The sequence below is a fragment of the Acinetobacter sp. YH12219 genome (genome assembly GCF_013417875.1).
In the GTDB taxonomy this organism is placed as follows: Bacteria; Pseudomonadota; Gammaproteobacteria; order Pseudomonadales; family Moraxellaceae; genus Acinetobacter; species Acinetobacter amyesii.
Map to the genome: position 1 here is coordinate 86,544 of NZ_VPDC01000014.1, position 11,946 is coordinate 98,489.

The 11,946-nt window shown below is 38.3% G+C and carries 7 protein-coding genes; all 7 read left to right on the forward strand.

All coding sequences use genetic code 11. The features are described from left to right. The first annotated feature begins 10 nt into the window (after positions 1-10). The 7 genes from tssF (at position 11) to FTV04_RS10760 (ending at position 11,895) form a co-directional block, all read left to right on the forward strand. Positions 11-1,819 carry a type VI secretion system baseplate subunit TssF gene (tssF, locus tag FTV04_RS10730; protein WP_180089505.1) on the forward strand — a complete coding sequence of 603 codons (1,809 nt, stop codon included), beginning with the start codon at positions 11-13 and terminating at the stop codon, positions 1,817-1,819. Further along, positions 1,783-2,775 (forward strand): type VI secretion system baseplate subunit TssG, encoded by a 993-nt coding sequence (tssG, locus tag FTV04_RS10735; RefSeq protein ID WP_180041440.1) that lies wholly within the window; start codon positions 1,783-1,785, stop codon positions 2,773-2,775. Before tssF ends, tssG begins: the two co-directional genes overlap by 37 nt. A gap of 2 nt (positions 2,776-2,777) precedes the next feature. Continuing rightward, complete coding sequence (locus tag FTV04_RS10740; protein ID WP_180089507.1) at positions 2,778-4,223, forward strand: hypothetical protein; 1,446 nt, start codon at positions 2,778-2,780, stop codon at positions 4,221-4,223. A gap of 28 nt (positions 4,224-4,251) precedes the next feature. Next, positions 4,252-8,082, forward strand: a complete 3,831-nt coding sequence (gene tssM, locus FTV04_RS10745; RefSeq protein WP_180089509.1) for a type VI secretion system membrane subunit TssM — start codon at positions 4,252-4,254, stop codon at positions 8,080-8,082. Positions 8,083-8,139: 57 nt separating this feature from the next. After that, a complete protein-coding gene (gene tagF / locus FTV04_RS10750) occupies positions 8,140-9,099 on the forward strand; it encodes a type VI secretion system-associated protein TagF (RefSeq protein ID WP_168379476.1) in 960 nt (319 codons plus the stop codon). Between the two features lie 20 nt (positions 9,100-9,119). Beyond that, a complete protein-coding gene (locus tag FTV04_RS10755) occupies positions 9,120-9,866 on the forward strand; it encodes an OmpA family protein (RefSeq protein ID WP_257221031.1) in 747 nt (248 codons plus the stop codon). Between the two features lie 400 nt (positions 9,867-10,266). Then, positions 10,267-11,895 carry a long-chain-fatty-acid--CoA ligase gene (locus FTV04_RS10760; RefSeq protein ID WP_180089513.1) on the forward strand — a complete coding sequence of 543 codons (1,629 nt, stop codon included), beginning with the start codon at positions 10,267-10,269 and terminating at the stop codon, positions 11,893-11,895. Positions 11,896-11,946: the final 51 nt, after the last annotated feature.

Below are 11,946 nucleotides of genomic sequence, written 5' to 3' on the forward strand. Positions count from 1 at the left end.
TGGGTTATCTGTGATTGAAGAGCTGTTACCGTATTACGAAAAACAACTACAGGAATTTGGACAACAGTCCCGTGAATTTGCCAGTAAATACCCCAAAATCGCCCAGCGTTTGTCTTTAAACCAAGAACAAATAGATGACCCGCATATTGAGCGTTTAATTCAAGCATTTTCTCTAATTTCTGCACGGATTGATAAAAAACTTGCAGATAGTTATGACGTTTTTACCCGTTCAATTTTTGAGGTGATGTTTCCTCAATATTTAAAACCATTTCCTGCATGTTCTGTGGTGAGCTTCGAAGATATAAATAAAATTAAGCAATTAACAGATCGACACGTTATTCCAAAGGCGACCAGTCTAAAAGCCAAAAGTACGCGTGGTGTTCAATGTGAATATCAGACGGTACAAGAAGTCACATTATTACCGATTCAATTAAAACAGCTCAATTTCAAAACTCATCCATCGGCACATATGCATTTAAATCAAAATGCTACATTGAGCTTAGGATTTGAAATTTTTTCGAATAAGCGCGCTTTACTCAAAAATGAAACTTTGCCGATATTTTTAGACGCTATTTCTAATTTTCCTTTACAGGTTTTAGATAGTATTTTTAAATCGACTACGAGTTTTTCGATTCGTGTGGGGCAGCACATTTTTGATATTGCCAATCCATTTGAAATTATGGGCTTTGATGAAGTTCAAAGTGTTCTACCTATCGATCAGCATACGCATCATGCATATCGTTTATTGATGGAATATTTTTGTGTTCCTGAAAAATTCAATTTTTTAAATCTAAATTTAGATTTCATTAAGTTTTTAAGTTTAGAACACAGTGAATTTGAAGTTCAAATGCACTTTAAACTCAATTTAAATGATCAAGCGGCGATTCGAAATTATTCAGAATTAAATGCGGCAAATTTTAAATTGTTTGCTACACCAATTGTTAATCTTTTCAATAAACAAGCAGAGCCGCAAAAGATTAATCATAAGCGAATGGAATATCCATTGGTGACAGATGCACACCATCCTGAATATTTTCAGGCCTATAGCATTTTAAAAATGAATATGGTGCGTGAAAAAAGTAACCAAGATGAAGTGTATTATCCGGTACTGCCTTTTTTTGCAATGAGTCATTATCATCAGGATAAAGTCCAGTTTTTTTATAGTTTAAATCCGCAGCAGATGAAGAATAAACATCAGGAATTAAACTATTCAATCATATCTCGTGCTTTAGACCCACATAGTACTCAGTCCGATTTTATTAGTACTGAACTTTTGTGTAGTAATCGTGAGTTACCTTACGAAAGTTATAATAAAGATCAGAATGCATTAACTCTGAATGATAGTAATTTGGCCCGTCGTGCCCTGATGCTCAAACGACCGTCGTTACCGTATTATTTTGAGCAAAATAAACAAGAACAGTGGCGGGTCATTTCACATTTATCTTTGAATAATATGTCTTTAATGAAAGGCGATACGGTCTCTCATATTAAAGAACTTTTGGAATTGTATAATTTACCTAAATCGAAAGAAAACCAAATTATTATCGACTCCATAAAAAATATTCAGTTTTCTACTACGCAGAAACTTGTGGATAGTAAACCATTTCCATTATTTGTCAGAGGTTTAAAAGTACAGCTCGATATCGATGCGGATATATTTAGAGGACATAGCCTATATATATTTAGTCAATTGCTGGCCCATATCTTTAATTTAAAAGTCAATATGAACAGCTTTGTCGATGTCTCGGTTTTTGATGCAAATAGTCAACAGGAGTTATACCAATGCGTGCAGAACGTTGGTGGCAAGAAAGCTCTGTAATTGACGGACTTTTCCAAGAACCGAAAGCCTACGAGTTTGTTCAAGCTACTCGTTTGTTAAGACATGCACCTTATGGAGCAGCTCAAGTCCATTGGGCCAATGACTTTGAGTTTAATAGTTCACTTAATTTGAACTTCCCGAACACTGAAATTGAAAGTTTAGAGTTCAACGATGAGAAAGTTGAACTGACAAATTTAATGGTGGGTTTAACGGGTATTCAAGGTGCATTACCTTATAGCTATACCAATAAGATTAAGCTCAGCGGGCGACATCAGCGACACGAAACACAAAAGTTTTTAGGGCTGTTTAATCATAAATTAACAGCACATTATGTTGATGCCAGTTTAAATTATCATTTACCTATTCGTTATGAAATCGAGCAGGATAATCACTATCTTGATATTTTACATGCATTAAATGGTTATATCAGTAGCCAGCATGATCAGCCAGATTTAGATGATTATTTTGCTGAATTCTCAGGTTTAATGCAGGGGCAAAACAATACAGCTTATGCATTAAAAACCATGCTGAATTGTATCTTTAAGCAGAAATTTGATATTCGAGAATTTATCCCTGAAACTTTTGTATTTGAAGAAGATCAGAGAACATGTTTAGGTGGATCTCAGCCGAGCTTATTGGGGCTGAATACTTTTTGTGGTGAGAAGATTCAACAGATTGACGAAAAAATTGAAATCGTGATTGGACCTTTAAATCATGAAGATTATTTAACATTTTTACCGAATCAGGCACGCAGCCTAAAATTAAAACAAATGATTCAAACTTGGTGCAGTCCAACATTAATGGTGGATGTGCGCTTAATTTTACAAAAAGAAGAAATAAAACCGGTGTGTTTAAATTCTTTGAGCGGAATTGGTTTAGCTCAGGGAGCATTTTTACAGCCGAATAAACAGGTCGATAATACAGAAACCTGTTATGCCTTAATGGGGAATTTATAATAATGCTGAAATTAATAATTGGTACCTTTAGTACGCTTTTTGTTTTGTGTACTGCTTTCGTGATTTTTTACTGGCGAGATACAGGCTATGACCCGACAGCTTTTGACCTGGTCACCTATTTTCTAATTCTTCCTGTCGCTTTATGTGCAATTATTTTGTCGCCTTATTTGATTTATAAGGGCATTCAACATCAAAAAGAAAAAAAATTTGAAGCTGAAAAACGTGCAGAAGAACAAGCTGAGCAACAACAACTTGAGGCCATTGAACAAGCAAAACCGAAGCCTGTCGATGTACAGCAATTTCGTTTAAATGTTCATTCTTCAGCGGCTTGGCATAGTTTTGGTGAAAATGAACAAATTATCCAAGATATTCAACAATTCAAAAGTCCTGAACTCGATGATAAATTATTCAATGCATACGGTTTACCTGTTCTTTCATTTCGAATCAAAGATTTAGATGATCTCACCAATGAAGAAGCGGATGATGAATATAGTGCCATCACCATGCGTGAAAAACGAATCCAGTCACTTATTCAGCAACAACTAGAGCAACACGTTGAAAGTCTATTTTTAATTGCTGAGCATCTGAAGCAATCAGCACTCTTTTATGATAGTGAATTGGCATATCAGTACCGTATGCATCCGGGTTGGGTGGATCCAGATTATACGCAAGATGAACATCCAGAACATTTGGCGAACAATGCACAGCAAGTTTCACGTTTAAATCGTTTAAATGTCCATATTTTGCTTGCTGATAATTTGATTCATCAATGGAATGATGATTATGCTCAAATTATTCAGCAGTATCTATCTGACGGATTTTCGATCATTCCCGAACAAATTCATATCGAGCCACATTTTATCGGCACTCAAGTCGCTTATTCAGAATGGTTAAGCATTTTAGAGATGATTTCAAAACAAAAGTTTGAAGTCAGTTTGATTCTCAATGCTGACTCTGAAATCGACCAAGAATGGATTGATGAAAAGATGTGGTTACAAGAAAAATACATTGCTGCAGAGTTTGCATCGAGTTGGTGTTTGGCTGCTTCAGACGTTCAAGTTCGAGGTTTAACTCCAAATAAAGTGCTACAAGTGGTGGCACATGAGCCTGAGTTGAAACGTAATTTAGAGCTTAAAGCACTGAATAATTTAGATCAGTATGATCAAGAACAACCCTTTTTATTGATGTTAGATGATGCAACGGATATGAAAGTGGTGAAAAAATTACAGTATAAATTTAATGAAACCGCGATTGAAACCTATCATTTTTTATATACAAAACAGAATCTTGGAAATACCCAGCAATTGGCAAAAATTTTTGGATTCATGTTGGGTATGCACTTGCCAGAAGAGTTAACTGCCATGATTTATAGCACAGACCAAGAATCGACATTTGCTTTTATTCAAGCATTTTCAGTAGAAGATGAACTTGAACAAGAAACTGTTTAATTAGAATTAAGACGAAATTGAGAACATTGTGAACACACTATTTTATACGATCCTCGGTTATGTTTGGCAGTACGTCACCAATCCTAAAGCGATGGTGGCTTTGTCATTTTTTGTGGCCATTGTTGCCATGCATAATTCGATTCCGCAAAAGACTTTTTACATTGTGGTTGCTGTTTATATTCTCGGATTAATTCTGTGGGGTATTTATGAATTAGTGCAGCATTATCGTCATAAACAGCAAGGCGAAGAGCTTGCTGAGGCGATTGCCAAAGATAATGAAGCTGAATACGGCAAACAAAAGAATAAAGAAGAACTTGCGCTGATCAATCAGCAAATGAAAGACTCGATTCAACTTATCCGTAAATCAAAACTTGGTGATAAAAAGGGTAATGCAGCGCTATATGAATTGCCTTGGTACATGGTGATTGGTAACCCAGCAGCGGGTAAGAGTTCGGCGATTTATAATTCTGGCCTTAGATTTCCATTTGAAGAAACTCATCAGAAAATGGTGTCTGCAGGTTTAAGTGGGACACGTAACTGCGATTGGTTTTTCTCTACAGATGGTGTATTACTCGATACCGCAGGTCGATATTCTGTTTATGCCGAAGACCATTCAGAATGGTTAGGCTTTTTAAATATTCTAAAGAAAAACCGTTCTAAAGCACCAATTAACGGTTTAATCGTGATTGTTTCTGTGGCGGAGCTTGTTAGTCAAAGTCCTGAAAAATCAATCAAATTAGCCAAAAACTTACGCGCACGTATACAGGATTTGACTGAACGTTTAGAAATTTTTGCGCCAGTGTATATCGTTTTTTCAAAAATGGATTTGATTGCCGGCTTTACTGAATTTTTTGATTGTTATGATAAGGATGAATTTGATCAAGTTTGGGGTGCAACACTGCCTTATGATCCAGACTCATCTGAGCATGCCGTTGAGATGTTCGAAAAGCATTATTCAATTTTATACGATGGCTTGAAGAGCGTCAGTACTACGCACTTGAGTCGTCGTCATTCGCAAAATATTTCTCCAAGTGTAATGACATTTCCACTTGAGTTTAAAAGTTTAAAGCCAGTGTTAAAAACTTTTATTGGTACGTTGTTTCAAGACAACCCTTATCAGTTTAAACCGGTATTCCGTGGGTTCTATTTCACCAGTGCGTTACAAGAAGGTGTGATTGAAAGTCCGATGACCGAACAAATTGCTGAAGATTTTCATTTGGTGAAAAGTACGGATAGTGAGTTTGGCATTCCGACAAATTCTGTTTCGCAAGATCATGGTTATTTCTTAAAAGGACTCTTTTCAACCGTCATTTTAAAAGATAAAAATCTGGTTAAACAACATATCAATCCTGCACGTAAGCGTCAGCGTTTTATGGCATTTATTGCTGCATTATTATTGGTTGCTGTGGTGCTTGGATTATGGGTTTGGTCGTATCGTAATAACCAACAACTCGTGGCTGAAGTTCAGGCAGACCTAGACAAAGTTGTACAAATGGAAAGCCGTAGCGGAAGTGAGCTTTCGACTCAATTGGATGCATTGCTGATATTACAAGGGCATTTACAGCAGCTCGATCATTTTGATGAAGATCGTCCTTTGAAATATAGCTTTGGTTTATACCAAGGGAATAAAATTCGTGAAAAACTCAAAGTTGAGTATTTACGAGGTATTCAACAAATTGTATTGGCACCATCTCAGCAAAATATGGCGCAGTACTTACAGCGCGTTAAAGCCAATGAAGCGACGTTGAAAGAAAATCACGTCAATGTGCAAATCACTCAAGCTGTGAAATCAAATCAGCCCTATTTAGAACCATCGGATACTAATCCTCAGGATGCCTACAATGCACTGAAGGCGTATTTGATGATGAGCAATCATAAATATATGGAATCGAGCCATTTGAGTGACCAAGTTACTCGTTTCTGGCGTTCATGGTTAGATTCAAATCGTGGTCAAATGCCACGTGGGGAAATGATTCAAAAAGCAGAACAAGTTTTATCTTATGCGATGACTTTAGCTGCTGATCCTGCGTTCCCGCAAATGGAATCTGATCCTTTATTGGTTGATCAAACACGTCAATTATTGACGGCTGTTACCATGGGTATTCCTGCACGCGACCGCGTTTATAATGAAATTAAAATGCGTGGTTCGGTACGTTTCCCAGCAGTAACTGTGAAGCAAATTTTAGGTGAAACAGGCCAAAACAGCATGTTAGGTAGTTATGCCTTGCCGGGTATTTTTACTTACCAAGCTTGGAATGATTATGTAAAAGATGCGATTAACCAAGCTGCGAATAATCCGACGGATACTCAAGATTGGGTACTCAATACCAATCGTTCTGATGACCTGACGTTTAGTGGTAGTCCAGACCAGATCAGTAAACAGTTAACCGAACTTTATAAGCAGGAATATATCGCTGAATGGCGTAAATTCTTAAATGCAGTACATTATGGCAAGGGTGCTGATGTTGCTCAGCAGTCACGTTTTATCGATATTTTAGGTGAACCTGAAAATTCGCCAATTCGTAAAGTGGTCGACCGTATAGCGAAAGAAACCAGCTGGGATAATCCAATTGTTCAAGCAGAACTGGCTGCGCCTCAGAAAGGTTTTATTGCGTGGTTTAAACGTAAAGTCCTCAGCCGTGATGATGCGCAGCAGGCACAGCAAGTTGCTTCTAAAGCCGGTCAAGGTGTTATTGCAAAAGAATTTGATGTGTTCTATCAATTGGTTCGTAAGCGTGATGATCAGCAAAACAAATCTATTTTAGATGAATACATGCTTTCTTTGAGTCAAGTACGTAGTAAGTTCAATGACTTAAAGAGTGGCGGTGATATGGGGCCTGCAAGCATGACATTGGTGAAACAAACCATCAATGATCAAAGCTCTGTCTTTAATAGCACGCAAAAATTTGTGGATGAAAAAATGTCTGTGGGTCTAAATGAATTAGATCAACAGTTGATTCAAAAACTCTTTATGCAGCCGGTGACTCAGTCATTTGAAGTTCTTTTGATCCCAGCTCAAAACGAAATTAATAAGTTGTGGGCAATGCAGGCGTATCAACCATTTACAACTAATCTTGCGCCTAAATATCCATTTAATAGCAATGCAACTTTACAAGCGACCAGTAATGAAATTAGCCAAATTTTTGGTGAAAACGGAAGTATCGCTCGCTTTGTAAAAGAATATTTAGATCCATTGGTGATTCGTCGTGGCTATACCTTAACCACGAAAACATGGAAAGATTTGGGCATTGGTTTAAATCCACAATTCGTAGCGAATTTCCAACGCTATGTTGCGCCAAGTAATGGCGTAGCTACAGGGGAATTGAGTCAAGCAGCACCTGCGGCAACCAATCAATCGAACTTCCAGTTCTTCCCATTAGAAAACACACAGTTACTTTCATATACCATTGATATTGATGGTCAGCGTATGGTGTATGAAAACGGTGTTCAGCAATGGGTGAACTTCGTTTGGCCAAATAAAGGGGCAATTCCGGGTGCACGTATTACTGCAATTGACTTGGAAGGTCAAACGCATACGATTTTTGATGAGCCGGGTGAATATGGTATTAACCGATTGGTTGAAGGCGCTCAGCGTACACAAAATGGTAATTCATTTGAAATGGTGTGGCGTAGCAAACAAAATCCAAAAGTGTTTGTAAAAGTGAACTTCCGTTTAATTAGTGGTAACGCATCTGGCCCAACTACAGGTTCAGGCTATTCAGGTATGACTCTTGTTGATCAAGTGGTGACGAATAAAGGTGTTCGTGTCGTCGCAGCGCAAACGATGCCTGGAGGACAAGCGCCTGTAGCTCCAGCGACTTCACCGATGAGTGTTGTACAAGGAACAGCAACACCATGATGATGAATTTAAAAATGAGAGCGGTGGCATTCGTGCAAAAGAACAAGGAGTGTGACGATGTATGAAGTGAGAACGACACCGCTGTATTATGGAAAATGTCCAGCTCGTGGTGACTTCTTAAAGAGCCGTGAACAATATTCACTGATTCAGTTAATCGATCAGTGGATCACGGAGGCGCTTGAGTTCGCTATGCGTTCAGACAATTTTAATGCAGCGTATAACTCACTACCTTCATTAGATTTCTTTATTGCCAGTCCAAAAGATAAGCGTTTTTTGGTTGCCAATTTGATTAGCAGTGAAGACAGTTCAAAGCGTCAATTTCCAATGGTGCTCGCTCATCTGCTAGAAATCGATGATCCTTTCGATAATATTTTGTATGCACCATATCGTTATAAACAGACCTTAATTGATTTATATCAGCGTAACCGAGTGATGCGTTCTATTCGCGATCCCGATATTTTGCTCGATAAATTAGGCAAACTGAATAACGAAATTCAAGTGTTCGGGACAGAAGAAACCTCTTCTTTTTATGAGCATCATACGTTGCATTCATTTGCGCGTTTATTGAATTTTACGCCTTATCAGTTGGCGCAAAGCATGATTGGTCTCGGTTTGCTGCTACAACCGATTATTCATCAGGGCACGTCTCGGTTGAATAAAGTGTTGATTTTACCAATTAATAATATTAGTTACTGCTATGAAATTGCGGCTTTTTGGGTCAACCTAATTAGTCGTTTTGTCGAAAACCAAGATGCTGAGTTACTCATTGGCATCCTACACAGTGATTCACCTGTTTTACTGTTTGGTTTTCAAGGTGCTGATATTACTGCACTCAATGATGTTTTTACCCAAAATATGCAAAGTGATCATTGGGTTTCCTTGATTGATGCCAGTTGGATTGATCCTTATCTTGAACAAAATGCAGGCTTAGCCGTATTGGAACAGTCTTTGAGTGAGCGTCAGATCAGCCTTATTCATGGCATTAAACTTTTTAGACAGACTTTTATAGAAGAATAATGATGCAAAGAATCTTACCAATGTTGCCCAAATTTCTTGCGAGTGTGTGCATTTTAGGTTGTTCGACTTTGCTTTGGGCAGAGCCTATTGTGATTGAAGGCGCTGTACCGAATGAAGCAACCAAGCAAGAAATATTAAATAAAGCCTATTTGACCTATGGTCAGGCAAATGTGGTTGATAAAATTCAGGTTCGAGCGGTTACTGCACCCAATGGTTGGGGCAATAGCGTAAGCCAAATGATTAATGATGACTTAAAAAAAGTAAAACAGGGAAAACTCTCTGTTCGCGGAACGCAAGTCGATTTAAGTGGCAAGATGTCGAATCAAAACGATATCCAACCCACGACCACCAAGTTTCAGTCTTTGGTCACAGCACCTTTTCGTTTCAATGCACAGCTTTCTGTCAATCAGGCTGAACAGGCAATTATTAATGCGGCTTTACGTAATCGTATTATTGAATTTGAATCGGGCAGTGCTATTTTAGCGCCATCTGGGGTACAGATCTTAGATGAAATGGTTGTCGCACTGAATCGCGTCGGTGGGAAAAAAGTACGAATTATTGGTCACACAGACAGCTCGGGGAATCCTGAGAAAAACTTAAGTTTAAGCCAAGATCGTGCTAATGCAGTTAAAAACTACCTGATTTCAAAAAATATTGCAGCGGCGAACTTAAGTACTGAAGGGATGGGCTCAAATAAGCCTGTAGCAGACAATGCTACGCCTGAAGGTCGTAAGAAAAACCGTCGTATTGAGTTTGAAGTGCTGTAACTATTTCAACTTAACTACAACGGCTAATGCGTCGAACCCAGTGTATCTAGACTGGGTTTTTTTATGCCTATTGATTCAGTAAATTATTTGATGTCAAAAAAAGACATTTTTAAAGCAGCAGAGCGAAAACAAAATACGACCATATTTTGAACTAGGCTCAAGCTTTAATTTTTGCATTTTATACCACTAAAGCATTCATATTTTGAGCAATAAAACAGTGGATTCTAAAATCATTTAAGGTTAAAACATAAGAATCAGTTTTGGATATGCGTTTCATATCTACTGCTTTCAACCTTGTCGATAAAGAACAATCACTTTTGACATGGTGCAAAGTTTTAAAAAATCTGCAGGACAGTGTGGAAAAACAACAACTCAATATGGATGAATGTGGGAGCAAAGAATGCTTGGTAATATGATGTTTAAACCGCTTTTGATTAGTAGCATGATTGAACATGCGGGTCGCTATCATGCGGATAGTTTAGTAATTTCAAAAAATACAGACACGACGATTACGAAAACCACTTGGGGTGAAGTCCATAAAAATTCAAAACGTTTTGCGAATGTTCTCGCATCACTCGGTTTAAATTTAGGGGATCGTGTTGCGACGATCGCTTGGAATAACCATCGCCACTTAGAGTCTTGGTACGCTATTTCTGGTAGTGGCTATGTTTGTCACACCATCAATCCTCGACTATTTCCTGAACAATTAGTTTTTATCATCAATGATGCATCTGATCGTGTCATGTTATTTGATAAAACTTTTTTGCCTTTAATCAAAGCAGTAAAACCTTTATTAAAATCTGTTGAGCACTTTATTTGCTTAGATGCACCAGATGCAGCGATTGTCGAAGCTGTGCCAGATGTTAAATTTTATGACGAACTTATCGCGGGGCAATCTGCAGACTATACATGGCCAGAATTAGATGAATTATCGGCTAGTTCTTTATGTTATACCTCGGGTACCACAGGCAATCCTAAAGGTGTGTTGTATAGTCATCGTTCAACAGTCTTACACAGTTATGCGATTTGTATGCCAGATTCATTAAATATCTCAGCGCGAGATATTATGATGCCTGTTGTGCCGATGTTCCATGTCAATGCATGGGGTACGCCATATGCTGCGGCTATGGTGGGTTGCACCTTAGTGCTGCCAGGCCCAGGTTTAGATGGAGCAAGCCTGACGCAAATGATTGATGACTATAAAGTATCCGTTGCATTGGGTGTTCCAACGATTTGGCAGGGTTTAATCAATGCTGCGCAACAAGCAGGTAGTCAGCTCGAAAGTTTAGTGCGTAATGTGGTGGGTGGATCTGCTTGCCCACCTGCGATGTTGAAAGTGTTTAAAGAGCAATTTAACTGTGAAACGATTCATGCTTGGGGCATGACCGAAACCAGTCCATTAGGTTCTTCAAACCAGTTTAAAGCCAAACATTTGTTATTATCTGAAGAAGAACAATTACAAGTGCGTTTGTCACAAGGTCGTCCACCATTTGGGGTCGATTTACGTATTACCGATGAAGAAAGCGGTACATATGAAGTTGCACGTGATGGTGAAACGACAGGTAATTTACAAATCCAAGGGCATTGGATTATTGGCAATTACTTTGGCAAAACAGAGTCCGCATTAACCTCAGATGGTTGGTTTGATACCGGGGATATTGCTACGCTGAATGAAGATGGTTTCTTAAAAATTAGTGACCGTTCAAAAGATTTGATCAAATCGGGCGGCGAATGGATTTCTTCTGTTGAGTTAGAAAATTTAGCTATGGGACATCCTAAAATTGCAATGGCGGCAGTGATTGCAGCGACCCATCCGAAATGGGATGAGCGTCCTGTATTGATTGCGATTAAAAAGCCAGATGTCGATTTATCTGATACAGAAATTTTGGATTACTATGCAGATAAAGTCGCTAAATGGCAGGTGCCAGATAAAGTGATTTTCGTGGATGCTATTCCTTTGAGTGGAACAGGTAAAATGCTGAAAAAAGATCTACGTGAGCAATTTGGTGCTGTACTACTTGAAAGCTAACTTAACGTAAGTCGCTAACTAAATGTTGGTAAAGTGCAAAATGCAAAGGTG

Coding starts and splice junctions, on each gene's coding strand:
- tssG (WP_180041440.1), top strand. CDS start 1,783: ATGCGTGCAGAACGTTGGTGGCAAGAAAGCTCTGTAATTGACGGACTT.
- FTV04_RS10755 (WP_257221031.1), top strand. CDS start 9,120: ATGTTGCCCAAATTTCTTGCGAGTGTGTGCATTTTAGGTTGTTCGACT.
- FTV04_RS10760 (WP_180089513.1), top strand. CDS start 10,267: ATGCTTGGTAATATGATGTTTAAACCGCTTTTGATTAGTAGCATGATT.
- FTV04_RS10740 (WP_180089507.1), top strand. CDS start 2,778: ATGCTGAAATTAATAATTGGTACCTTTAGTACGCTTTTTGTTTTGTGT.
- tagF (WP_168379476.1), top strand. CDS start 8,140: ATGTATGAAGTGAGAACGACACCGCTGTATTATGGAAAATGTCCAGCT.